This window comes from bacterium SCSIO 12696 (assembly GCA_024397955.1).
Taxonomy (GTDB): domain Bacteria; phylum Pseudomonadota; class Gammaproteobacteria; order Pseudomonadales; family Porticoccaceae; genus SCSIO-12696.
Genome location: CP073744.1, coordinates 2,176,469 through 2,200,884, shown reverse-complemented (window position 1 = coordinate 2,200,884; position 24,416 = coordinate 2,176,469). Strand labels below are relative to the sequence as shown.

The 24,416-nt window shown below is 52.6% G+C and carries 19 protein-coding genes; 8 read left to right on the top strand and 11 right to left on the bottom strand.

Going from position 1 to position 24,416, the window contains the following annotated elements:
• The first annotated feature begins 41 nt into the window (after positions 1-41).
• The 3 genes from KFE80_10180 to KFE80_10170 are packed head-to-tail and all read left to right on the top strand — an operon-like array spanning position 42 to position 4,760.
• Entirely contained in the window at positions 42-2,651 is a 2,610-nt protein-coding gene (locus KFE80_10180; protein UTW44758.1) for an EAL domain-containing protein, read from the top strand.
• A gap of 4 nt (positions 2,652-2,655) precedes the next feature.
• The gene (locus KFE80_10175; protein UTW44757.1) at positions 2,656-3,942 is read left to right on the top strand and encodes a dicarboxylate/amino acid:cation symporter; all 1,287 of its coding nucleotides are present in this window, start codon (positions 2,656-2,658) and stop codon (positions 3,940-3,942) included.
• Positions 3,939-4,760: an aminotransferase class IV gene (locus KFE80_10170; protein ID UTW44756.1), complete on the top strand. Its 822-nt coding sequence runs from the start codon at positions 3,939-3,941 to the stop codon at positions 4,758-4,760. The genes KFE80_10175 and KFE80_10170 overlap by 4 nt, the downstream gene beginning before the upstream one ends.
• An 11-nt stretch (positions 4,761-4,771) precedes the next feature.
• Here KFE80_10170 and KFE80_10165 read toward each other — a convergent pair whose 3' ends face one another.
• From KFE80_10165 to KFE80_10145, 5 genes are all read right to left on the bottom strand, one after another.
• On the bottom strand, positions 4,772-5,224 hold the full coding sequence (locus tag KFE80_10165; protein ID UTW44755.1) for a phosphate-starvation-inducible PsiE family protein: 453 nt from the start codon (positions 5,222-5,224) through the stop codon (positions 4,772-4,774).
• 104 nt (positions 5,225-5,328) lie between these two features.
• Positions 5,329-6,516 carry a UbiH/UbiF/VisC/COQ6 family ubiquinone biosynthesis hydroxylase gene (locus tag KFE80_10160; protein UTW44754.1) on the bottom strand — a complete coding sequence of 396 codons (1,188 nt, stop codon included), beginning with the start codon at positions 6,514-6,516 and terminating at the stop codon, positions 5,329-5,331.
• Positions 6,516-7,679 carry a 2-octaprenyl-6-methoxyphenyl hydroxylase gene (gene ubiH, locus KFE80_10155; GenBank protein ID UTW44753.1) on the bottom strand — a complete coding sequence of 388 codons (1,164 nt, stop codon included), beginning with the start codon at positions 7,677-7,679 and terminating at the stop codon, positions 6,516-6,518. Before ubiH ends, KFE80_10160 begins: the two co-directional genes overlap by 1 nt.
• Before the next feature lie 388 nt (positions 7,680-8,067).
• A complete protein-coding gene (locus KFE80_10150; GenBank protein ID UTW44752.1) occupies positions 8,068-9,147 on the bottom strand; it encodes a methyltransferase domain-containing protein in 1,080 nt (359 codons plus the stop codon).
• Between the two features lie 89 nt (positions 9,148-9,236).
• Positions 9,237-11,396: an FAD-dependent oxidoreductase gene (locus KFE80_10145; GenBank protein ID UTW44751.1), complete on the bottom strand. Its 2,160-nt coding sequence runs from the start codon at positions 11,394-11,396 to the stop codon at positions 9,237-9,239.
• Positions 11,397-11,543: 147 nt separating this feature from the next.
• Between KFE80_10145 and ppk1 the strand changes: the two genes are divergently transcribed.
• On the top strand, positions 11,544-13,694 hold the full coding sequence (gene ppk1, locus KFE80_10140) for a polyphosphate kinase 1 (protein UTW44750.1): 2,151 nt from the start codon (positions 11,544-11,546) through the stop codon (positions 13,692-13,694).
• Positions 13,695-14,070: 376 nt separating this feature from the next.
• On the opposite strand, the gene ppx is transcribed toward ppk1, so the two are convergent.
• On the bottom strand, positions 14,071-15,576 hold the full coding sequence (gene ppx, locus KFE80_10135; GenBank protein ID UTW44749.1) for an exopolyphosphatase: 1,506 nt from the start codon (positions 15,574-15,576) through the stop codon (positions 14,071-14,073).
• 154 nt (positions 15,577-15,730) lie between these two features.
• Between ppx and trxA the strand changes: the two genes are divergently transcribed.
• Together trxA and rho are read left to right on the top strand one after the other, a co-directional pair.
• Entirely contained in the window at positions 15,731-16,051 is a 321-nt protein-coding gene (gene trxA, locus KFE80_10130) for a thioredoxin TrxA (GenBank protein ID UTW44748.1), read from the top strand.
• Between the two features lie 309 nt (positions 16,052-16,360).
• Positions 16,361-17,620 (top strand): transcription termination factor Rho, encoded by a 1,260-nt coding sequence (gene rho, locus KFE80_10125; protein UTW44747.1) that lies wholly within the window; start codon positions 16,361-16,363, stop codon positions 17,618-17,620.
• A 68-nt stretch (positions 17,621-17,688) separates the two neighbouring features.
• Here the strand turns inward: rho and KFE80_10120 are convergent, their stop codons facing one another.
• Complete coding sequence (locus tag KFE80_10120) at positions 17,689-17,895, bottom strand: cold-shock protein (protein ID UTW46692.1); 207 nt, start codon at positions 17,893-17,895, stop codon at positions 17,689-17,691.
• 151 nt (positions 17,896-18,046) lie between these two features.
• Here KFE80_10120 and ubiD point away from each other — a divergent pair, with 151 nt between their 5' ends.
• Complete coding sequence (gene ubiD, locus KFE80_10115) at positions 18,047-19,516, top strand: 4-hydroxy-3-polyprenylbenzoate decarboxylase (protein UTW44746.1); 1,470 nt, start codon at positions 18,047-18,049, stop codon at positions 19,514-19,516.
• A 61-nt stretch (positions 19,517-19,577) separates the two neighbouring features.
• Entirely contained in the window at positions 19,578-20,093 is a 516-nt protein-coding gene (locus KFE80_10110; GenBank protein UTW44745.1) for a hypothetical protein, read from the top strand.
• Positions 20,094-20,181: 88 nt separating this feature from the next.
• Here KFE80_10110 and KFE80_10105 read toward each other — a convergent pair whose 3' ends face one another.
• The 4 genes from KFE80_10105 to speA all read right to left on the bottom strand — a co-directional run bounded on the left by KFE80_10105 (position 20,182) and on the right by speA (position 24,325).
• Positions 20,182-20,658 carry a methylated-DNA--[protein]-cysteine S-methyltransferase gene (locus KFE80_10105; GenBank protein UTW44744.1) on the bottom strand — a complete coding sequence of 159 codons (477 nt, stop codon included), beginning with the start codon at positions 20,656-20,658 and terminating at the stop codon, positions 20,182-20,184.
• An 11-nt stretch (positions 20,659-20,669) separates the two neighbouring features.
• On the bottom strand, positions 20,670-22,061 hold the full coding sequence (locus KFE80_10100) for a DNA-3-methyladenine glycosylase 2 family protein (GenBank protein UTW44743.1): 1,392 nt from the start codon (positions 22,059-22,061) through the stop codon (positions 20,670-20,672).
• A 55-nt stretch (positions 22,062-22,116) separates the two neighbouring features.
• Positions 22,117-22,299 carry a hypothetical protein gene (locus KFE80_10095; GenBank protein UTW44742.1) on the bottom strand — a complete coding sequence of 61 codons (183 nt, stop codon included), beginning with the start codon at positions 22,297-22,299 and terminating at the stop codon, positions 22,117-22,119.
• Between the two features lie 109 nt (positions 22,300-22,408).
• The gene (speA, locus tag KFE80_10090) at positions 22,409-24,325 is read right to left on the bottom strand and encodes a biosynthetic arginine decarboxylase (protein UTW44741.1); all 1,917 of its coding nucleotides are present in this window, start codon (positions 24,323-24,325) and stop codon (positions 22,409-22,411) included.
• Positions 24,326-24,416: the final 91 nt, after the last annotated feature.

The following is a 24,416-nucleotide window of genomic DNA, read 5'->3' as shown; positions in this document are numbered from 1 at the left end:
AACAGCCCGATAAATACAATAATAAGAACCACTGAACTGGAATGGATATTCTCTACTTCGCTTGTATTGCCGTTGTTATTGTCGCCGCTGTGTACCTTTGCAGCAGGCGGGTTGTTCCGTGGCTGGGCACCCTGCTTTGTCTGCCGTTGATTTTCCTGTTGGGTTTTATTCCCGAATACTACTTACAACAGCAGCATGCCAAGGCATTAAGCAGAGAGACGGCAGCTCGAATAAACTCCATTACCACACGCCTTAGCGGCGAAATCGCACGCACTACCTCTCTTATTCATGGCCTTACCGCTCATATATCCCTTATTCCTGATTTGGATAAAAACGACTTTTCCCAATTTGCGGAAGAGCTATTGCAAGACAGCCCTCTACTGGTAAACCTTGCCGCGGCACCCGACCTGGTAGTCACCATGGTGCATCCCATGGAAGGCAATGAGCGAGTCATGGGCCTCGATTATATGAAAAATGATGCCCAGCGGGACGATGTGCTGCTGAGCCGAGACAGCAAATCGTTGGTACTGGCTGGCCCAGTAGACCTGGTACAAGGCGGCAGTGCCTTTATTTTGCGCGCTCCGGTATTTCTCCGCCGTGGCCCAGATAATGGCAAATTTTGGGGGGTAGTCTCTGCCCCCATTGACGCCAACCGGTTGTACCAAAGTATTGGCCTGCAAAATAACGGTACCGCCATCAACATTGCCATTCGCAATCGCACAACGCTCAGTACCGCCAGCTCCGCTTTTTTTGGCAACGACGACCTGTTCAACAACCCAGATAACATACAAACCACCATTCCGGTCTGTTCTGGCTTTTGGCAAATCAGCGCTCAACCCAACGATGGCTGGTACCACTCACCGTTGGAAGTGTGGTTACTTCGAGCGCTCACCTTGCTGATTGCAACCATTGCTTTGTTGATATTGCGCAACCGCCATCGCGACGCAGCCAACCACAGGCGCTTTGAATCAAAACTAAAAGAGAGTGAGCAACTACTGCGAGACGCGGGCAAGCTGGCACTGATTGGGGGTTGGAAACTCCACGCAGATGGCGAACTGTCTCACCTGAGCGAACAGTCCTCGCAAATCTTTGGATTTGAGGAAGGCGCCGAACAGAACATCGAAACGATTCTGGGACTGTTTCCCGAAACCCAAAGCAAACAGCTTAAATACCTGTTTCAAGAAGCCATCACCAGTGGCCGCAAGTTCGATGTGGAACTGAGCATTGAGCAAGACGGTGACACTCGCTGGGTGCGCCTGATTGGCAACCCGGTACACCGCCGCGGACACATTGCCGAGGTCGTCGGTGCAGTACAGGACATTACCGAAAAGAAAAAATTTGTTGAAATGATTCAACAGCAGGCCACCTACGATACGGTGACCGGTCTCGCCAATCGGTTTTTATTTGAAAACCGATTGGCAAAAGTCCTGCCCCAAGCGGAGCGTGAAGGCCACAGCGTTGCCATTTTGTTTATCGACCTGGACAACTTCAAAGCGGTTAACGACAACCTGGGGCACAAGGCGGGGGATTTGCTGCTAAGCGAGGTCGGCCATCGCATTAAATCCTGCACCCGGCGTTCAGACACCGTGGCCCGCTACAGCGGGGATGAATTCACCGTAATCCTTAATAACATCAACAACAGTGGCGACGCCTATGCCATTGCCGCCAACATTTTAAAGCGCATCAACGAACCCTTTGATCTTCTTGACCACCAACTGTTCTGTAGCGCCAGCGTTGGCATCTCCAGTTTTCCAGAGCATGGTCGTAGCGCCGAAGAACTGGTAACCAACGCCGACCAGGCCATGTACGAGGTCAAAAAATCTGGCCGCAACGGTTGCCTGTACTTTACTGCGGAAATGCAGCGTATTTCTGAAAATCGCCACATCATGCATAACCGGTTACTGGCGGCGATTTCTGCGGAGCAACTGGAAGCGCATTTCCAGCCGATCGTACCGTTGATGGACGACCTGCCGTTAAAATGCGAAGCCCTGGTGCGCTGGGTCGACAACGGCAAATTTGTGCCACCCAACGAGTTTATTCCGCTGGCGGAAGAAACTGGCATGATTAACGCCATCGACCGCCTTGTACTCAAAAAGGCCAGCGCCGCCATCCTGCAAATGAAACAACAACAGGGCCGCGCCCCCTGTTTATCAGTAAATATTTCTCCGAGGGTATTTTCCACCCGCGACAATTCTCTGGAGCTATGGCTTGACCTTATTACCGAACAGGCCAAAAGCATTAACATCACCGTAGAAATTACCGAACGCTTATTGGCACAGAATGTGGAGCGCTCTTTAAAAGTACTGAATCGCTTGCAAGGCGCCGGCATTACCATCGCTATTGACGACTTTGGTACCGGCTATTCGTCCTTGAGCTACCTGACCACATTCCCCATCGATATTATTAAAATCGATCGGGCTTTTGTGTCACGCATCGAAGAAGACTCATCCGCCGCCACTCTCACAGACACCATTATTAGCCTGGCCCAAAAGCTGTCATTACAAGTCGTTGGCGAGGGTGTGGAAACCCAAGAGCAGCTGGCCTTCCTCAAGGAGCAGGGCTGTCATTTTGGGCAAGGGTATTATTTAGGGCGGCCAATGGACAGAGACGCCTTCGAAAAATGGGTGGATAACTACCGTACAAAAAACTAAAGCCATGCCTCAAACAACAAAACTTATTCAACTAATTTCCAATACTCCACTTTGGAAAAAAATCCTTATCGCATTGATAGCGGGTCTAGCGGTGGGGGCTTTGGTGGGTGAGGCAATTGCCACCACTTGGTTAAAACCGCTGGGCACCATTTTTATCAGCCTGATTAAAATGCTGATTGTGCCTCTGGTATTCAGCTCCTTGGTGGCGGGCCTATGCTCGATGAATGACCTCAAAAAAATGGGGCGTTTGGGGTCAAAAACCTTTGGCATTTACTTGCTAACAACCGCCGTAGCCATCAGCGTTGGCCTGTTATTCGGTACGTTATTGCAACCGGGAAGCGGTGTTGAAATCACAACCAGCTCAGCGATGAGCGTCCGCGAAAGTCCAGCGTTTATCGACACGCTGATTGCCATTATTCCGCAGAATCCCATCAGCGCATTTGCCAATGCCAATATTTTACAAATTATCTTTTTTGCGGTGATTCTGGGAGTAGCCATTAACCTCGCTGGAGACGCGGGCAAGCCGGTTGCCAAAGTGATCGACTCACTGGCTGAGGTCATGTACAAGATGACCGACATTGTTATCGCCTTTGCGCCTATCGGCGTCTTTGGCTTGATGGCGTGGGTGGCGGGCACCTTTGGCCTGGAAGTACTGCTGCCTCTTGGCAAGGTAATCGGCGGTGTTTACCTCGGTTCGCTGGTGCACGTCACACTGGTGATCGGTGCCGCTATTGTGCTGTTTGCCCGCCTCAACCCGTTGATGTTCCTCAAAGGCATTCGCTCCGCCCAAGCGGTGGCATTTACGACCACCAGTAGCTCGGGCACCTTGCCAGTAACGTTGGAATGTACGCAAAAGAATCTCGGAGTTTCCCGCCCGGTTTCCAGTTTTGTATTGCCTCTGGGAGCCACCATCAACATGGACGGCACCGCTCTCTACCAGGGTGTGGCGGTATTGTTTGTGGCCCAAGCTTATGGCATTGATCTCAATGCCGGACACTACTTGACCATCGTCGCCACCTCCACGCTGGCATCTATCGGCACTGCAGGCATTCCCGGTGCTGGTTTGATTATGCTGTCGCTGGTGTTGACTTCAGTAGGCCTACCCTTGGAAGGCGTGGCTCTGATCGCAGGCATAGACCGTATTCTCGATATGGCCCGCACCGCTGTGAACGTAACTGGCGACGCGATGGTGTCTGTACTGGTAGCCAAAAGCGAAGGCGAGCTGGATGAAACTGTTTACAACCAGGATCTGTCTCTTACGGGCAACGTACCCACAGAGGATAAACCATGAGTACTTACTGTTATGTCAATGGTGACATCCAGCCTACCGATAATGGCGTTATTGGCATCACCGACCTGGCACTGCAACGGGGGTATGGGGTATTTGATTTTGGCCGCACCCACAACGGCAAGCTGTTTCACTTTGCTGACAACATCGCCCGCTTGCGGCAGTCCGCCAGGGAGTTACATCTAGAGGTACCTCTAAGCGACCAGGAAATCATGGCTATCGCTCAACAGCTTATCGACCGGAGTGACCTGAGGACTCCGGCAGTACGTCTGCTACTCACCGGTGGCAACAGCGGCTTGAGCCCCAAACAACCTAACCTGATTATGATTGCCGAAGAGCTGCCCACTTACCCTGACGTTTACTTCTCCCAGGGTGCCACGTTAATCACTATGGAATACCAGCGGGAGCTGCCCCAAGTAAAATCCATTAACTATATGAACTCCATTCGCATGGAGCAGAAAAAACGCCAGCACAACGCCCTCGATTTACTCTATTACAACCGGCAAAGCATTACTGAAAGTCCGCGCAGCAATTTCTTTGCTTTTTGCGGTGATGCATTGATTACCCCCGCCGAAGACATCCTCTACGGAATTACGCGAAAAATTGTTCTGCAGTTGGCAGCGACGGAATTTCATATTGAAGAACGGGATATACCGGTGGAGGCGCTAGCAAATATCGACGAAGCCTTTTTAACCTCCACCAGCAAAAATGTGCTGCCGGTATCAACCATCGACAACCAGTCAATCGGTGATGGAAAGGTTGGCAGAAATACCAAAAAACTGATGGCGATGTTCCAGCAATATTTGGAAAATTATTCTTAGGGCTTTTGACCTTACGCCCGTTCGGCTTTTATCTTTTTCGAAACCAGCCAGTAAGAAATACCCAATGCCAAAGTCACCAGAGCAATGCCCAGTATTTGTTCTGAGGTAACAATATCCAAGTCGAGCACAATCACTTTACGGGCAATCGCCATCAGCGCAGTCGCCAACACCAATTGAACTGGGAATACCTCTGTACCAAGGTAGAGTCGAATATTGATAAAAATTTCAATAGCGATCAACACCACCATAAAAGCACCAAACACCTGCAGAATATCGCCAACGTCCAACAGGAATTTGGGCGGCAACATCAGCTGCCGGTACAGCACATAAATCACATCCAAAATACTCCAGAAGATCACCACTACCATCAGAACTGCGAGAATTTTCACCGCCAGCCGAATAGCGCGATGGAGCTTTTCAAGAAACGGATCCGGATGTTCCTTGGGAATTTCTTCGTGAATCATGGTTAGCTGTCCTTTGTTGCCAATTTACCCTGAATCTCCAGCCTAGCAAGACTCATTTGCCACTTAGAAGCAGATTTACAAAAAACAAACCTAATTATTCAAACCTATAAGCCCATAGCCTGCCGCACCAATTGCTTTTTCACCAAACCCATGCGATTAACCAGCGACATGCCTTCGTTGCGAAGCAAGCGCACCCCAAGGTTGTCACTGGCAAACAATTCTTTAAACCCTTTCATCGCCAACATGGTGGCCAAATTGTCCGGCTTGCGCTGGCGCTGATAGCGGCTTAGTACCGACAGATCGCCCAAGGGCAAACCACGCTGGCTGGCCCGCCGCAATTCATCCACTAGGGAAATCACATCTTTAAAACCCAGGTTAACCCCCTGTCCGGCCAAGGGGTGAATGGTGTGTGCCGCATCACCCAACAGGGCGATGCCTGGTTGTACATAGTCGCTGGCGTGGCGTTGATGAAGGGGGAAGCAGAAGCGCTTTGACACCGATTCCACCGCACCCAAACAGGCACTGCTGGCACGAATCAGCTGGGTGCAAAATTCTTCGCTCGAAAGCGCCATTAACTGCTCAGCTTTCTTCTCCCGCTGGGACCACACAAAAGAAACCGCGTGCTTTTCCGGCAGCGGCAAGAATGCCAATGGCCCATCACTGGCGAACCACTGACGGGCGGTATTTTGATGAGGCTGCTGGCAGTGAATGGTGGCAACAATGGCGCTGTGGCCGTAGGGCGTATCATCCAGCTGAAAGTCACACAGATCGCGCACACTGGAAAGCGCACCATCTGCTGCTACCAGCAAGGGCGTGTTCAAACGTTCGCCGTTATCCAGCTCTACATGGACTTGCTCGTTGCTTCGCTCCACCTGTGCCACTTTGGCGGGGCAAATCCATTCGATATTGGCCAACTGTTCGATGCGCTGTTGCAGGGCACCGACGATATTGGAGTTCTCCACAATATGGCCCAGGCTGGGGGCACCCACATCGCGGCTGTCGAATTCAATAAAGCCGGTGCCATCCGCATCCCATACGGACATATGGGTGTAGGGGGCGATTCGCCTCGACGCGATGGCTGACCAAACACCAATTTGCTCCAGCAGCTGTCGGGAAGTGTCAGTGAGCGCTACCACTCGTGGATCAAATTGATCACCGTCGTAGTAACCATCAAAAAGCCGTGACTCCACCACGGCAATGGACAACTCCGGGCAGCGATCCGCCAGCAAAGCGGCAAACGCCGACCCCACCAGACCGCCACCGGCTACCACTAAATCGTATTGACCAGTCATTATTCCACCCCCATTCCATAACGAGCAAACTGCCCCCGCAGTGACGGCACCATATCCATAGCAAACAGACCAGCTCCGCGAGCCAAAGCAGCAGCTGGGCTATCAATAGCAAATAGCTTTGGCAACCAATGGCTGACGGCGACAGTGCGCTGCTGGTCGGCTTCACGATCCCGTTGATACTGTTGCAGCAGAGTTAAATCACCCAAACGGCAGCCGTCGCTGGCGCCCTCTGCTAACACTTCAACCAACGTCGCAATATCCCTTATCGCCAAGTTAAAACCCTGCCCCGCTACCGGGTGCAAACTGTGAGCGGCATTGCCCACCACCACCAGATTGCGACGCACCTGCTCGCGGGTTTCCATCAACTTCAGTGGATAGAGCTGGCGCTCACCGGCTGCCAACAATTGCCCCTGGCGGTAACCAAACACTTGTTGCAGCTGGGCCAAAAACTTGGCTTCATCACACTGACTTAAATGCTCGGCTTGATCCGGCGGTAGCGTCCACACCAGTGCGCTGCGATGTTGGCCATCGGCGCTGTCAGGTAAAGGCAAAAGCGCCATCGGCCCATTGGCAGTAAAGCGTTCGTAAGCGACACCGTTGTGGGGTTGGGCCAAAGCGATATTGGCGATCAGGCCCATCTGGCCGTAGTCCTGCACATCTATGCCAATGCCCAACAATTTGCGGGTAGTGGAGCGGGCACCATCGGCAATGATCAGTAACTCACAAGAGATAGGGACATCACCGTTGCTAAGAGATATTTCGGCACCACTGGGCGTCATTGACACCTGCTCAATGGTGGCCGGTGCCGCCAGTTCAATATCTCTGTTGGCAAGCTGCTGTTGCAATACCTGACCCAGCCAGCGGTTTTCCACCACATAACCATAAGCGGTCATGCCCTGCTCTTGAGCACTGAGCTGGGTGGAGGCAATATGCCCCCGGTCGCTCACTTGAATCTGCTCAATAGCGGCGGCGCGCTGTTCCAATTGCTGCCACAACTCCAACCCTTCAAACACTTCTCGTGTACGCCAGGAAAGCGCCGTGGAGCGATCGTCAAAACTGGGGCTGTAGTCGCCACTGGTTTGTTGCGGGTGGGGTTCCACCACCAGAATGCGCCAATCCGGATTTGCCTGACGCAGTAACAAAGCCAAGGTGGACCCGACCATACCGGCTCCAGCGATGGCGATATCGTAATGTTGAGTTTTTTGGCCCAAAGGAAATTACGCCGAGTTGAATAGAGGACTTAAGCTAACTCTAAACGAGCGTATAAAACAAGATGACCTTGCAGGTTTGGGTGGCGATTCGCCATGGGGCGCACTTTCCCTGACACGCTGTGAATGCGTCCCTGCACGCTCGGATGCGGCTTCCTTGCCGCATACGGTCAGGGAAAGCGCACCCCACACCAAATCTTCTCATCAGAGATGGGTGTATACCGGCAGGAGTTGTGTATTGGCTTTCAGGGCCGCCGTCAGCAGGGATGCTGACGACGAGCATACATGGATGTATTTGCTGCGTGCCCTGAAAGCCAATATACGGCTCCGGGACTAAGTTGACTTAACAACAACTACCACCAGCAGAGCCTTCAGACACTTCCGTATCGTAGGGCAACGACGACCCACAACCTTCAAAGATCCCATAGTGGGTATCGAAGTTGCCGACAAATTCAAAGTGTTCCGCAAACCGGGTTTGCGCCAGCATATTCCAGGTATTACCGCAGACAGGGAATACCTTGCCAGCCGTGATGACATGACCTTTATCCAGGGTAAATTCACGCTCGCAGTTGGGGATGGTGCCTTTGTAGATTACCGCCTGGCCGTAGTCTTCGCAGGCGGGCTCCAGGGAATCCAGCTTCCATAAACGGTAAGTGGCGGAGTAAAAACCGATATGGCCGATTTTGGCTTTGACGTCGTCGTTGTCGATACCCAGAGGGCGATCTTCCACCAATCGAGGGTCGGCAAAACCGGCACGCTTGGCCAAGTTAACAAAGTCATTCCAATATAGAGCGCCGCTTAAACATTCTCCGTACAACACAGGATCGTTTACCAGCTCCGCAGGTACACGACGGTCGGCGTACACGTCGGAGAAGTACAGCTCACCACCTGGCTTGAGCAGGCGGTGGGCCTGTTCCAATACCGCTTGTTTATCCGGCGACAGGTTAATCACACAGTTGGACACAATAATGTCAAAGCTCTCGTCTTCCAGACCCAGCTCATCCAGTTTTTCGATATAGCCTTTCTTGAATTCCACGTTGGCCTGGCAGTAACCAAACTCATTGCGGTGGTAATCGATATGAGCGTTGGCCACCGCCAGTTGCTCGTCGGTCATATCCACACCGACCACAGAGCCGTTGCTGCCCACCATCGCGGACAGCACATACACATCCTGACCGGAGCCGCTGCCCAAATCGAGAATGCGCATACCGTTGAGCAAATCCGGCGCCACCAAACCGCAGCCGTAGTAACGACCGCTCACTTCCGGATGAATGCGGGACATAATGTCCTTGAGGTGTTGAGGCAAACTGCCAACGGTGCAGCAGGCGTCGGTTTTTAAATCGGCAGAGCCTTGCAGTTCTTTGCCGTAATAGTCTTTGACGGAGTCTTTAACGTTTTCTTCAGAAGAGTCGTGGGCGCTCATGTTGTTTCCATTTGCGGGTGGGCGTTAGACGAAAGAAGGGCGACTACTTTACTTTGTAGCGCGCCCTTCGTCGATCTTGAGTCAGCAGATTACTCTTTCGCAGTAGCTACCTGTTGTGGTGCATCTGCGCTGGAAGCACCGCGACGCCAGTTGTGGAATTTGAACAACCATTGCAGAGCTTTCTCTGGCGCATTGGCGCGTTTCCACTCACCAGCAGCGTACTTATTGGCCTCGCTCACGGTGGGGTAGATATGGATGGTGCCCAATATCTTGTTGAGGCCGATATTACGCTTCATGCCGGTAACAAATTCGGTAATCAAGTCACTGGCGTGATAACCCACAATGGTGGCACCCAGTATTTTATCTTTGCCCGGAGGCGTGAGCACTTTGACAAAGCCCTGGGCTTCGCCGTCGGCGATGGCGCGGTCCAGATCATCAATACCGTATTTGGTCACTTCGTATTCGATACCCTTCTCCTTAGCCTCTGCTTCGCTAAGACCAACGCGAGCCACTTCGGGATCCACAAAAGTAGCCCAAGGGATTACCGAGTAATCCACTTTGTAGCTTTTCAGGCCAGAGAACAGCGCGTTTACAGCCGCGTACCAAGCTTGGTGGGCAGCGGTGTGAGTAAACTGATAAGGGCCGGCCACGTCACCACAGGCGTAGATATTGGGGTAGCGGGTGCGCAGGTAATCGTCCACCGCCACGGTGCCCTGAGGCAGAGTGTCGATGTTCAATTCTTCCAGGCCCATATCGGTCACATTGGCTTTGCGGCCCACAGCAACCAGTACTTTGTCGAAGGTGACTTCCACTTTGTCATCGCCGGACTCCAGAATGGCCACACTCTCACCGTCGCGGACTTCGAAGGCCACGGTTTTGTGATTGACACGTACGTCGATGCCTTCGGAAGTAAATTTCTCCATCACAAACTGGGAAACGTCTTCGTCTTCACGGGGCATCAGGCGCGGCGCCATATCCACTTGCGTGACTTTTGCACCCAGGCGTTGGAAGGATTGCGCCAATTCACAGCCAATCGGGCCGCCGCCCAATACTAATAGGCGCTCTGGCAATTCGCGCAAGTCCCACAGGTTGTCGGAGGTGAGATAGTCCACTTGGTCAATGCCGGGAATCGGGGGCACAAAGGGGCGTGCGCCACTGGCAATAACGATGTTTTTGGTGGTGATTACCTGGTCGCCCACCTGCACTTCCCAAGGGGAAATGATTTTGGCGTCGCCGGTTACACAGTCCACACCCAGGCCGGTGTAGCGCTCGATGGAGTCGTGGGGCTCGATGTCTTTCACCACCTGGCCAACCCGCTCCATCACTTTGGCAAAGTCCACTTTTGGCTCGCCCGCAGACACACCGTAGTGCTCCGCATTGCGCACTTCTTTGACAATTTTGGCAGAGCGAATTAATGCCTTACTGGGTACGCAACCGGTATTCAGGCAGTCGCCCCCCATCTTGTGGCGCTCGATCAAAGTCACTTTGGCTTTTACGGCTGCCGCAATATAAGAACTGACCAAGCCTGCGCTACCGCCGCCAATGACTGCCATATTGGTGTCGAAGCTCTTAGGCTTTTTATAGCCTTTGTATACTTTGGCTTTTTGTACTGAACCGACGATGGCGCGGGCAATAAAGGGCAGAATCGCCAGCAGCACAAACGAGGCAATCAGGCCTGGCGTCAGCACGCCAGCAACGGAGAATTCATCCACCGCGCCGAGCTGAGCACCGGCATTCACATACACAAAGGTGCCGGGCAACATGCCCAGTTGGCTCACCCAGTAAAAGGTAAACGGCTTCATTTTGGTCAGGCCCATTACCGGGTTAATCACCGAGAATGGCACCGCTGGAATCAAGCGCAGGCTAAACAGGTAAAAGGCACCGTCTTTTTCCACACCGCGGTTAACGGTTTCCAGATAGCTGCCAAAGCGGCTTTGCACCCAGTCACCCAGCAAGCCGCGAGCCACCAGAAACGCCACCGTCGCACCCATAGTGCTGGCAAATGAAACCACCAGTGTTCCGGTAGTAGCACCAAATACCATGCCGCCCATCACCGTCAGTAGCGCTGCCACTGGCAGAGAACAGAGCAGTATGTAGGCTGCAAAGAAGATCGCTACAGTTAATACCGGCTGCTCAGAGTAGAGTTGCTGGAAATAACTCGGCGTAATGTAGTCACCCAAACCGGTGAAAAAGTAGAGGTAGAGCACCGCGGCAACTACCAATAAGATCAGAATTTTTTTAGCAGACATTGTGTCGTTCTCGGTGGAAATGTGGCCCTTAGAGCGAAAAAGTGGCTGTGGGTTCAACCGTTTGGTCTGTATACCCTTTGCTACGAATCCTGTCATCGTGCCTGTTGACACAAAACCGTCTAAAATCTGTCACATAAATCACAGAAGATGGATTCTCTCGAATTTGCCATGAAAAAAGCCATGTCTGAACAACTGCCCGATAGTGTTGTGCCTTTGCACCCTGAAACAAACGGTGACATTAACCTGTCCAACCCGGATTACTACATCAACCGCCACTTGAGCCTGATGCAGTTCAATTTGCGGGTACTGGAGCAAGCGCTCAACGAAGAATACCCGCTGTTGGAGCGGTTGATGTTCCTGCTGATTTTCAGCAGTAACATGGATGAATTCTTTGAAATTCGCCTGGCGGGCCTACAACGGCAAATCAACTACTCCCGTGAAAGTGTCGCCCTGGATGGCATCCACCCTCAGGAAGTACTGAAACAACTGAGTCGCCAGTGCCACGACGGCTTTGACAAGCAATATCGCATTCTCAACGACATCCTGATGCCGGCCCTGGAAAAGGAAAACATCCGCTTTCTCAAGCGCTGCGAATGGAATGATCAGGTCGCCAGCTGGGTAGAAGACTACTTCCACACCCAGATTCAGCCAGTAGTGAGCCCACTGGGTCTGGACCCAGTGCACCCATTCCCACGCCTGGCCAACAAAAGCCTCAATTTTATTGTTTCCCTTGAAGGTACCGACGCCTTTGGCCGGGAAATGAACCGTGCCATTGTGCCTGCACCACGCTCCCTACCTCGGTTGATTAAGGTACCCAGTGAGTTATGCGACGGCGGCGACAATTTTGTTTACCTGTCATCGATGATGCACGCCCATATCGGCGAGTTGTTTCCCGGCATGACCCCTACAGGCTGCTATCAATTCCGCCTGACTCGCGACGCCGACCTGGACTTGAACACCACCGAAGTGGAAGACATCGCCCGTGCCCTGCGCGGTGAACTGCACTCTCGCCGCTTTGGCAGTGCTGTGCGCCTGGAAGTGACCGACGACTGCCCTCAGGAGCTGGTGGACTTTCTGCTGGATCAGGTAAACCTCACCGAATATCAGCTCTACCGGGTACACGGGCCAGTCAACCTGGGCCGGATGATGCAGCTGATGAAAGAAGTGGATCGCCCGGACCTGAGATACCCGCCATTATCGGCAGCACTGCCCAAGGCACTGCTCAACCCGGAAACCCCGACTTTTGACGCGGTTCGCAAGGACGACGTGTTACTGCTGCACCCGTTCCAGTCGTTTAGCCCAATTATTGATTTGCTGCGCGAAGCCGCCCGTGACCCAGACGTGCTCGCCATCAAACAAACTCTATACCGTACCGGTGCCACCTCAGAGATTGTTGACGCACTGGTGGAAGCGGCTCGAAATGGCAAAGAAGTCACCGTGGTGATTGAGCTGCGCGCCCGTTTTGACGAAGCCGAAAATCTGCAACTGGCCAGCCGTCTGCAGGACGCAGGAGCTGTTATTACCTACGGTGTGGTGAACTACAAAACCCACGCCAAAACCTTGCTGATCGTGCGCCGAGAAGGCCATAAGTTGCGCCGTTACGTGCATTTGGGAACCGGCAACTACCACGCGGGCAATGCCCGGGTGTACACCGATTACAGCCTGTTGAGCTGCGACGAAGAACTGGGCAGCGATGTGCACAAAATCTTCCAGCAGCTCACTGGTATGGGTAAGGCTGAGGGCCTGCAGCGCTTGCTCAGCGCGCCCTTCAGCCTGCACAAAAAAATTACTCGCATGATTCGCGGCGAAGCCAGTGCCGCCCAAGAGGGCAAGCCCGCTCGAATCATTATGAAAGTGAACAGTCTGACCGAAGGCAACATCATTCAGGAACTCTACAAAGCCAGCCAGGCCGGCGTGAAGATTGATTTGGTGGTGCGCGGTATGTGCTGCTTACGCCCCGGCGTTCCCGGCCTGTCAGACAATATTCGCGTAGTGTCCATTATCGGCCGCTTTCTGGAACACACCCGCACCTACTACTTCGAAAACGCCAGCCCGCAACTGTTCTGCGGCAGTGCGGATATGATGGAGCGCAACCTCAAACACCGGGTGGAGATCGCTTTCCCAGTGGAGAATAAAAAACTGCGCAAACGCATTCTCGATGAGCTGGACTGCTACCTGCATGACAACACCCACAGCTGGGAGCTGCAGGCTAACGGTGAGTACCTGCTGCAGCAACCGGCGGAAGGAGAAGAACCGCGCAGCGCGCAATTGGAGCTGTTGGAAAAGTTTTCAGGATAATATTTAACTATGGAGCACACCTAATTCCCCTTTGCCCTTGCCGAGTGACAGAGGTGGCATAGGGTGAAACGGACAGGACGTCCGTTTCAGCACAGCGGGTACAGGAGGTACCCTCTGCGCGACCCGGCCATGGCACCGAAGGAGCGAGGGTAGCCGAAGGCCAAGGGCGACTGGAGCGTACTTTCTTTTGATTCCTTTTCTTTATACGAGTAAAGAAAAGGGATTCGCCAGCAGGCGAAACCTGCACTGAAAAATTACCAATAAATAAAAACACAACTCCGAGATTCTTCGCTACGCTCAGAATGACGGTACGGAGCTAAAGCCACAAGATTGTCGCGCTCGCTGCACTCCCTCGCAATGGCGGTGGTTGCCGAAACTAAACCACCTGCAAATGATAACCACCCGCTGCCACCGCCTGAGCTTCTGCTTCCAGCTCCGTCATGGTCAATGGGTGGCGCAAACGCCACTCCTCTGTGGTGCGCAACGTCAAGGTATCGCCATTGGCAAAAGCATCGAACTCCGGCTCACCCTCCAGCGGTGCAACGTATTTAAACAACACCGCAAGGCGCAGCAGCAAGCATAGGCGTTCAAGGGTCTTACGGCTGTTTTCAGGCAATTCCGCCAGCATATCTACCGGGAGCTTGCGCCGATGGCAGCGCACCAACGTCGCCAGCCATTGCTGGTCACGCTGCGAAAACCCGGGCAAATCCGAATTCTGGATCAGGTATTCACCGTGCTTGTGAAACTGACTGTGGGAAATAGACAGGCCAATCTCGTGAAGTCGCGCCGCCCAGCACAGCAGCTGCAACGCTTCACCTTTTAACTGCCAGCTGGCGCTCACTGCAGCGAATAATTGCGCGGCCATGGCTTCTACCCGATCGGCGTTTTGTTGGGCTACACCACAACGACGAGCCAACGCATTCACCGTACGCTCGCGAACGTCTTCGTGGCTGAGGCGACCAATCATGTCGTACACCACCCCTTCCCGCAGTGCTCCCTGAGAAATACTCATGCGCTCAATGCCCAGGCAATCCACCAGTGCACAGGTAATGGCTACCCCGGAAGGGAACACGGTGCGACGGTTGTCTTTCAAACCCTCGAACTGAAGTTGATTGACATGGTCCACAGCCAGCATGTGCCGGCACAGCGACGCCAGTCCTTTCGGCGTAATATCACCATCGCCCCAGCCCTGGCTTTGCAATACATTGGCAATGGCGTTGAGTGTTCCGGCTGAACCAACCGCTTCATGCCAACCAGTTTGTTGGTAGCTGTAGCGAATATTCAGCACTTCCAGAGTGGCGGCCTCGTAGGCCCGGCGAAAACTGCTCTTGTCGATCTTGCCATCGGGGAAAAAGCGCTTCATGTAACTCACACAACCCATATGCAGGCTTTCCAGCTGCATGGGTTCAAAGCGTTGGCCGATGGCAAATTCGGTACTGCCACCGCCAATATCCACCACGAGACGCGACTGCTCATCGTCCGACAAGGTATGGGCGACGCCCAAATAGATCAGCCGGGCTTCTTCCCGGCCAGCAATAATCTCCAGCGGATAACCGAGCAGGGCTTCCGCCTGCTCGGAAAACACTTGTCGGTTTTTGGCGGCGCGCAAAGCATTGGTGCCAACCAGCCTCACCAGACCCGGTTGCAGACTGTCCAGCACTTGCTTAAAACGGGACAGACAGGCCAGGCCACGCTCCATGGATTCAGCACTGAGGTTGCCGTCCAGGCCGATACCTGCCGCCAGCTGCACCTTCTCGCCAATACGTTCTATAGGGCGTATCTCACCGTGCTCCACCCGGGCCACAATCATATGGAAACTGTTAGAGCCCATATCAACGGCAGCCAGCAGCGGCGCAGGGTCAGCGGTGTTATTTTTATTCATGCTTGATTTCCAATAATTGGCCCCAATATAAGCCCGCAATGTCCGTTGTTGCTTATCTCAGTGGATGCTATGATCGCCCGCAATTGTACCAATGCAGGCAGTTGTATCAACGCGCTGACAGCGGTTATCCATTCATCCTTTTTGGAGACAGTATATGAGCATTTCACAAATTACCGATGCCTCTTTTGACGCTGAAGTACTGAATTCAGACTTGCCTGTTCTGGTTGATTTTTGGGCAACCTGGTGTGGCCCCTGCAAAATGATTGCCCCCATCCTCGACGAGCTGGCCACTGAAATGGACGGTAAAGTTAAAGTTTGCAAAATCGACATCGACGGCAACAAAGAGATGGCCGCCAAATTCAACGTACGTGGCGTTCCCACTCTGATGATGTTCAAAAACGGCAATCTGGAAGCCAGCAAGGTGGGCGCCCTGTCCAAGCCTCAGCTGACTCAGTTCGTTGAAGAGAACTGCTAATCTGTGATCGGTGCCGCACTGCCTGCTCGCAGGTAACCGCGGCACCGCTCTCTATCCCTTTGCATCACTGGCATTAAGCGTTATACTGGCGCCATCTACGATCCGCTGTTCCCAGTACTCCTCCCCGACCCAAACTGTAAAAATCAAAAATATCGGCCGGGCAATTGTTTTTAATACCCTGAGACCAGCGATAACTCATTCGAACCATAGCAAATACCTGTAGCCATTGGCCGCCAATACAACCTGCAAGCACCCAATTCCTGCCCGTTATTTGCCAGACCTTTTACAAAACCAACAAAGCCATTCCGTATGAACCTGACCGACCTGAAAACCAAGCCTATTGGTGAATTGCTGAAAATTGCCGAGAGCATCGGCCTGGACAACCTGGCCCGCTCCCGCAAGCAAGACATTATCTTTACCATCCTCAAGCGCCACGCCAAATCCGGCGAAGACATTTACGGCGAAGGGGTATTGGAAATTCTTCCAGACGGCTTTGGTTTTTTGCGTTCCGCAGACGGTTCCTACCTGGCAGGCCCAGACGACATTTACGTGTCTCCCAGCCAGATTCGCCGCTTTAACCTGCGCACCGGTGATTCCCTGGCGGGCAAAATTCGCCCCCCCAAAGACGGCGAACGCTACTTCGCCATGCTCAAGTTGGACACCATCAACTTCGACAAACCAGAAAACGCCCGCAACAAGATTCTGTTTGAAAACCTGACCCCGCTGTTCCCGGACGAACGCCTCAAGCTGGAAGCGGGCAATGGCAGTACCGAAGACTTAACCGGCCGTATCATCGACCTGGTTTCCCCCATCGGCAAAGGCCAGCGCGGCCTGATTGTGGCACCGCCCAAAGCTGGTAAAACCATCATGATGCAAAACATCGCTCAATCGATTATCCGCAACAACCCGGAAGCGCACATTATGGTGCTGCTGATCGACGAGCGTCCGGAAGAGGTCACCGAAATGGAACGCACCGTGCGCGGTGAAGTGGTGGCCTCCACCTTCGATGAGCCCCCCAGCCGCCACGTACAAGTGGCCGAGATGGTGATCGAAAAAGCCAAACGCCTGGTGGAACACAAAAAAGACGTGGTGATCCTGCTCGACTCTATCACTCGTCTGGCCCGCGCCTACAACACCGTGCAACCCTCCTCCGGCAAGGTACTTACCGGTGGTGTTGACGCCCACGCTCTGGAAAAGCCCAAGCGCTTTTTCGGTGCCGCCCGCAACATTGAACAAGGTGGTTCGCTGACCATTATTGCCACCGCGCTGGTAGACACCGGTTCCAAAATGGACGAAGTGATCTACGAAGAATTTAAAGGCACCGGCAACCAGGAACTGCACCTGGATCGCAAGATTGCTGAGAAGCGCGTATTCCCAGCCATCAACGTGCGTCGCTCCGGCACCCGCCGTGAAGACCTGTTGATGAAGGAAGACGAACTGCAACGGGTGTGGATACTGCGCAAACTGCTCCACGATATGGAAGATATTGCCGGTACGGAATTTTTGATCGATCGTTTGAAAGGCTTTAAAACCAACGACGAATTCTTCCTGGCGATGAAGAAGAAATAACTCCGTCATTGCGGCATAAAAAAACCGGCTTTTTAGCCGGTTTTTTTATGCCTTCAAGAGTTTGCCGATCAAACGCCAACCACAGTCACGTTAGCTGCTTGCAAACCCTTGTCCCCTTGCACCAGCTCAAAGCTGACTTCCTGGCCATCGTAAAGAGTTCGGCGCCCGGTACCATTAATTTCCCGGAAGTGCACAAATATATCCGCACTGCCCTCTTTCTCAATAAAGCCATACCCCTTGGCATCGTTAAACCACTTGACGATGCCGGTTACTATCTCGGACATAAATACCTCTCTTTATTATTATCCACGCAAACTACCCTTGCGCGTCGCTACTTTAGAATTGATACCGTTGATTTTCAAGTCTGCTTATACCCTGTTTGTGCTACAGTCAGCGGCCTGTAAAACAGAGTTAGGCCCATACTAAATGCCCTGTAAAGATTTGCGCGACTTTATCGACTTTCTAGAAAAGCGCGGTGAACTCAAACGCATCACCACCCCCGTCGACCCAAACCTGGAAATGACCGAAATTGCCGACCGCACTCTGCGCGCTGGCGGCCCGGCACTGCTGTTTGAAAACCCGGTGGGTTATGACATACCCGTACTCGCCAACCTGTTCGGCACACCCGACCGCGTAGCTATGGGCATGGGCCAGGAGAACGTCACCGCATTGCGAGACGTGGGCAAACTGCTGGCGTTCTTAAAAGAACCAGAACCACCAAAGGGCTTTAAAGAACTCTGGGAAAAGCGCGGCACCTTCAAACAGGTGCTTAATATGCCCGCCAAAGAAATCAAGAAAGCGCCCTGCCAAAAAGTGGTGCTGGAGGGTGATGACGTAAATCTGGACAAGATTCCCATTCAAACCTGCTGGCCCGGCGATGCGGGGCCATTGGTAACCTGGCCACTGGTGGTGACTCGTGGACCAGAGAAGGAGCGTCAGAATCTGGGTATCTATCGGATGCAAAAAATCGGTAAAAACAAACTGATTATGCGCTGGTTGGCCCATCGCGGCGGCGCTCTGGATTTTCGCGACTGGCAACAAAAACACCCGGGTGAACCGTTTCCCGTATCCATCGCCCTGGGGGCCGACCCAGCGACAATTTTAGGCGCAGTCACACCGGTGCCCGACAGCCTTTCCGAATACGCCTTTGCCGGTTTATTAAGGGGCGAAAAAACCGAAGTGGTTAAAAGCATCGGCAACGACTTGCAGGTACCTGCCAGCGCCGAATTTATTTTGGAAGGTCACTTACACCCTGGAGAAATGGCGGACGAAGGTCCCTTTGGTGACCACACGGGCTACTACAACGAAGTAGAACGCTTTCCGGTGTTTACCGTAGAGCGCATTACTCACCGGGAAAATCCGATTTATCACAGTACTTACACCGGACGGCCGCCGGACGAACCCGCTATTTTAGGGGTAGCGCTCAACGAAGTATTTGTGCCCATTCTGCAAAAGCAATTCCCGGAAATTCAAGATTTTTACCTGCCGCCAGAAGGCTGCTCCTACCGATTTGCAGTGGTCACCATCAAAAAACAATACGCCGGCCACGCCAAGCGAGTGATGATGGGCGTGTGGTCTTTTCTGCGTCAGTTTATGTACACCAAATTTGTGGTGGTCACCGACGACGACGTTAACGCTCGTGACTGGAACGACGTCATCTGGGCGATGACCACCCGCATGGACCCAAGTCGCGACACCGTCATGATCGACAACACCCCTATCGATTATTTGGATTTTGCCTCGCCGGTTTCCGGCCTCGGCTCGAAAATCGGCTTCGACGCTACCAACAAATGGCCTGGTGAAACCGACCGGGAATGGGGAGAGCCGATTGCTATGAGTGGGGAAGTAAAGCAGAAGGTGGATGACATATGGGAAAGTTTGGGAATCAATTTGTAGGCATTATCTATATGCCGCATATCTGACAAGGCGTTGAGCAGCTTTCTCAAAAAGGTAGCATATGCAAAATTGGCCAAAGCTTAGGTTGAGACCAAACTTCCAAGTGAGCCTTGTGTTCTTGATAGCGTTTGGAGTGGCTTATCACTTTAACAAATCGCTGTTTATATCTGGCGTTTTTGCGGTTTTGTGCGTTTTTTTAGTTATCATATACAATGTTTCGCAGAAGCGAAAAAAAATAAGAAGCCACTTACTCAAAGTAGGAACTACAGCCTCTCGCAAAGAAATGTACCCATCAGATTGCGAATATCAAACAGTCATCGGCCTTTCCCCTCTTGATGATTTTTATGCCGCACTAAATGTTACCACTACCAAAGACTGCATAATCTTTGGGTTTCGAAAATGCTATCGAAAATTATCGTGGCAAGAAATTGTAGCTATCAGGCATAGTAAAGCTTATGGACAACCTACCGTAGAGCTATTTATAAATGATTTTCAATCCAAAAATAGACTATTCCTGCCCTGGCATAAAAATTTTCGTCAGTATACTCCTGAGCATTTAGAGCAAACACAATCCTGAAATAAAAATCAGCCTAAAGAAACAACCACGGGTTAAAGTCACTAGATTGCCACGTCGCCCTATGGGCTCCTCGCAATGCCGGAGATTATTAAAACAGCTCATCAATACCATTCACCATCTTGTACTCATGGTTTAACAACCATTGCTTGCGCTCAAGCCCACCTGCATATCCTGTCAGTTTTCCACTGCTACCGATAATGCGGTGGCAGGGCACAATAATGGAGATAGGGTTCTGGCCATTGGCCGCCCCTACTGCTCGGCTGGCGGTTGGCTTGCCGAGTGTGTTGGCAATATTTCCATAACTGGTGGTTTCACCAAAACTCACCGCCAACAATTCTCGCCAAACGTTTTGCTGAAAATTTGTACCGACAGGATGCAGCGGCAAGTCGAAAATCTGGCGTTCGCCAGTAAAATACTCGCGCAGCTGTTTCGTGGTTTCAATAAGAATTGGGTGAGTAACTTTTTCAGTAAGTGGCTGATCGCGAAAACGTAATTCCGTTAAGCCTTGCTCATCGGCACTGATGCGAATATTGCCAATTGGGGATTCAATAATTGCTGTTTCCATATTTTCATTCTTCAATTTAATCGTTGCCACATTTGTAAGCTGGCGTAACTGCGCCAAGGCGCCCAATGATTCGGGTTGGGGTCGCCATTGAGCGTTGCCAGCCCCTTGCGAACGCCCAAATCCGAGCCCAACCAGATATCCGGATTACCCAAACGCATGGCCGCATAATCCGCCGTCCAAGGGCCAATACCTTTGAGGCCCAACCATTCCTGAGGCCCACTGTGAGGGTGTTCAGTTAGATGTTGGGCAAAGCGCTTTAGCGTATTCTTGCGGCTGCCTGGCATCGCCAAAAAGTCCAGCGTCGATCCAGCGACTGCACTTGCCACCGGAAACAAACGCCGATTATCCGCCATTGTTCCACCCAATTCATGCACCAGTGTGGTGACCAACTTCCGAGCCGCCACTACGCTCACTTGCTGCCCCAAAATAGCCCGTACTCCCGCTTCAAACGGTGTTGCCATTCCGGGCAGTGGAACTCCTGGCAAGTAGTTTTCTGCAAGGGCAGAACACTGGCACAAATGATGATCAATGGTGGTGCGATCCGCATCCAAATCCAACAGGCGACGAACCGTGGACACTGCAGCGGGCAGATCGGCATCTTGCTGCAACCACAAGGTGACTGCAAAGCCGCATTTATCCGCGATATGCCTGGCGACAAAACGGCCATGGCCGGCATTCAGGTGCAAACTGCGTTCATAGCTGTCCGTGCAAACCACTTCCAGGCCGTCAATTGCCCTCTGGCTTAAAAAGCCCTGCAACCAAGCCCAGTTGTAAGGCGGGCGATAACTGAGAAATAGCTGCACACCTCCGGCTAAATGCGCACTGGCTTTACCCAACTTTCGCACCTGCACAGGGGTGAGCTGAAGCGCGGTTTTAAACGCCGCATTAAAACGTCGCACGCTACCAAAACCAACAGTGATGGCAATATCTGCAATAGGCAACCGGGTTTGGTGAAGCAACTGCTTGGCCAGCATCAAACGGCGAAAATTGCGATAACTCTGGGGAGACACCCCCAATTCATTGTGAAACAACTGGCGCAGGTGTCGCTCCCCCACCCCTAAACGCTGGCAAAACTGAGGCAAGGTTTGCTGGCACCAGCCGCCAGCGTCGATCAGCGCTACTGCTCGGGATAACGTCGTCTGCGTTCCCTGCCAGGCAGGGGACCCTGGGGCAGACTCAGGGCGGCAGCGCAGACAAGGGCGAAAACCCTGTTGGCTAGCGGCCAACGCGGATGGAAAATAACGAACGTTGGTCTCTTTGGGGGGCGATGCCGGGCACACCGGGCGACAGTAAATACCCGTGGTTTTTACTGCCACAAAAAACAGCCCATCAAAACGCCGGTCTCTGGCCAGGCGAGCACGACGACAGGTATCTGCTTGTATTTGAAAACCGACATCACTCATCCCTTGAGTGTACGACAGTGGTGAACGGAAAGTAGTCGCTTTCGGCAGTCGATGTTTATCGTTGAGCGTCTGGGTTCGCGGAAACAAGCTCCACTTTATTGCGCTCGCGAATCAGCAATTGGTGGGCAGCCGCACTTTTGACTGCGCTTGGCTTGTCGTTATGGCCCAATAAGTCCCTGGCCATGGCGGGAACGGTTATAACGGCAGCAAGAGCCGCACAGGTAATTAAGGTTTTCATCGTTACCAATCCTGTTTTCTGAAGCTGGAAACCAGTTTAGAAAAGAGAGCCTGGTAAATAAAATCAATTATCTTAATGGCGACAATAGCCTAAAACCTATTAACAAACCCTAACGCTCAAAATACGTATACCCCCGCAGGCACTTGGCGTAGTCTTCCAGAATCTGAGGGCGATCAGCAACCTCTATCAAACCATTTTGCGCCGCCGTCTCGGCTTTGTTGCGCAACTCATTCAATAAATATTGGGGATCGTATTCCACCGTACGCAATACTTCGTCGGCGTCATCCGCTTTAATCTCATGCACAAAATCAAAGCTGGCGTCCGGGTTAATCCGCACACTAATTACGTGATTATCACCAAACAGATTGTGTAACGAGCCCAGAGTTTCTTGGTACGCGCCCACCAAAAACACCCCCAGGCAATAATCGTCGCCCGGTGTAAATTCATGGAGGGGCAAGGTACTGCGCGGCCCGGTATTGCCAATAAAGCGATCCATTTTGCCATCGCAGTCGCAGGTAATATCGGCGATGATCGCTTCACGAGTAGGCCGCTCATTGAGTCGATTCAGAGGCACCACCGGAAACAATTGCTGCAGCGCCCAGTTATCCGGCAAGGATTGAAACAGGCTAAAATTGCCGTAGTAAATATCCGCTCTCGCCTGCTTGAGGTTGGCCAACTTTTCTGGCGGCTTGTCCATAGTGGCAGCCATATCGGCAATACGCTGCATTAGGTCGTAGTAGATATTCTCTGCCAACGCCAACTCTGGCAATTTGATGCTCCCCTCGGCAAACAAGCTGCGAATGCTGTTGCGCAAAGTAACAGCGCTGTCGTGGGAGCGCTCCATAGTGGCTTCCTGCATGCGCTCAGCACACACCGACAGAGCGACTACTTGAGAGTGCACATCATCCGGAAGCTGTTGCGGCAGAGCCAAAGCATCGAAATGGCTCACATCGAGAATGTTGAACAGTAAAATAGAACTGTAAGCCACCGTGGCACGACCGGATTCGGTCACCAGCATCGGGTGGGCAATACCCACCTCATCCAACATTTCAGCGGTAGTGCGCACAATACTGTCGCAGTATTGCTCCACAGTGTAGTTTTTGGAGTAGCCGCCGGTGCTGTTGGAGCCGTCGTAGTCCACCGCCAGGCCGCCCCCCATATCGAGCCAACCCAAAGGGCAGCCCTCGGCAATCAAGTCGGTGTAATAGCGGCAAGCTTCGCGCACACCGTCACAAATATTACCGATATCTGGCAGCTGTGAGCCCAGGTGGCAATGCAGCAGCTTTACGCAGTGGAGCATATTTTCCCGACGCAGCAGCTTTACCGCCTCCATCATCTGAATAATGCTGAGGCCAAAAATAGAACGCTCGCCGGAATCGGCCTCCCAGTGCCCCTGAACCTTGGTGGACAATTTCACCCGGAAGCCAACCAGAGGCTCAACCCCCATTCTGCGACTGCGCTCGATAATCAGCGGCAGCTCGTGAAGGGTTTCTGCCACAAAAAAGCAGCGCACACCCAGCTGAATGGCGTGCAACCCCAGGTCAATAAAATCCCGATCTTTGTAGCCATTGCACACAATCACACTTTCAGTGCCCCGGCACAGGGCCAAAGCAATCATCAATTCCGCAATACTGCCTGCCTCCAAGCCGTGATGGTAAGGCTCACCCACACGGGCAATCTGCTCCACCACCTGGGCTTGTTGGTTGACCTTGATCGGAAACACACCCCGATACTGACCCTGATAATTATTGGCATCAATAGCGCTGGCAAAGGCGTTATTGAGTTGCGCTATACGGTCTTCAAGCAAGTTATCGATGCGCAACTGTACCGGTGTGTCGTAGCCCCGCTCGCGAATGCCAGCGATGATATCGTTTAGCTGAACTGTCGCCGGACCTTCCGGGGTCGGCGCGGTAATCGTCACCTCACCGCTGTCGGAAAGGCGGAAATAACCGGCTCCCCATTCATTGATACGGTACAGACTGGCAGAATCTTCGACACGCCAACTCTCTGGCTTGGTGCTGGACAAGGCAATTACTCCACAAATAATGGATTCAGAACTATAGCCCCGAGTGTGACGGAAAACACTTAAAAACCGTTCTACCCCGAGCGGGTGGGTG

What these genes read in the sequence shown, in the direction of transcription:
- KFE80_10100 (UTW44743.1), bottom strand. Translation starts at nt 22,061, where the DNA reads ATGAGTGATGTCGGTTTTCAAATACAAGCAGATACCTGTCGTCGTGCT.
- KFE80_10105 (UTW44744.1), bottom strand. Translation starts at nt 20,658, where the DNA reads ATGGAAACAGCAATTATTGAATCCCCAATTGGCAATATTCGCATCAGT.
- KFE80_10095 (UTW44742.1), bottom strand. Translation starts at nt 22,299, where the DNA reads ATGAAAACCTTAATTACCTGTGCGGCTCTTGCTGCCGTTATAACCGTT.
- KFE80_10150 (UTW44752.1), bottom strand. Translation starts at nt 9,147, where the DNA reads ATGAGCGCCCACGACTCTTCTGAAGAAAACGTTAAAGACTCCGTCAAA.
- KFE80_10160 (UTW44754.1), bottom strand. Translation starts at nt 6,516, where the DNA reads ATGACTGGTCAATACGATTTAGTGGTAGCCGGTGGCGGTCTGGTGGGG.
- rho (UTW44747.1), top strand. Translation starts at nt 16,361, where the DNA reads ATGAACCTGACCGACCTGAAAACCAAGCCTATTGGTGAATTGCTGAAA.
- ppk1 (UTW44750.1), top strand. Translation starts at nt 11,544, where the DNA reads ATGGATTCTCTCGAATTTGCCATGAAAAAAGCCATGTCTGAACAACTG.
- KFE80_10170 (UTW44756.1), top strand. Translation starts at nt 3,939, where the DNA reads ATGAGTACTTACTGTTATGTCAATGGTGACATCCAGCCTACCGATAAT.
- KFE80_10180 (UTW44758.1), top strand. Translation starts at nt 42, where the DNA reads ATGGATATTCTCTACTTCGCTTGTATTGCCGTTGTTATTGTCGCCGCT.
- KFE80_10165 (UTW44755.1), bottom strand. Translation starts at nt 5,224, where the DNA reads ATGATTCACGAAGAAATTCCCAAGGAACATCCGGATCCGTTTCTTGAA.
- ubiH (UTW44753.1), bottom strand. Translation starts at nt 7,679, where the DNA reads ATGGTCGGGTCCACCTTGGCTTTGTTACTGCGTCAGGCAAATCCGGAT.
- KFE80_10110 (UTW44745.1), top strand. Translation starts at nt 19,578, where the DNA reads ATGCAAAATTGGCCAAAGCTTAGGTTGAGACCAAACTTCCAAGTGAGC.
- ubiD (UTW44746.1), top strand. Translation starts at nt 18,047, where the DNA reads ATGCCCTGTAAAGATTTGCGCGACTTTATCGACTTTCTAGAAAAGCGC.
- trxA (UTW44748.1), top strand. Translation starts at nt 15,731, where the DNA reads ATGAGCATTTCACAAATTACCGATGCCTCTTTTGACGCTGAAGTACTG.
- KFE80_10175 (UTW44757.1), top strand. Translation starts at nt 2,656, where the DNA reads ATGCCTCAAACAACAAAACTTATTCAACTAATTTCCAATACTCCACTT.
- ppx (UTW44749.1), bottom strand. Translation starts at nt 15,576, where the DNA reads ATGAATAAAAATAACACCGCTGACCCTGCGCCGCTGCTGGCTGCCGTT.
- KFE80_10145 (UTW44751.1), bottom strand. Translation starts at nt 11,396, where the DNA reads ATGTCTGCTAAAAAAATTCTGATCTTATTGGTAGTTGCCGCGGTGCTC.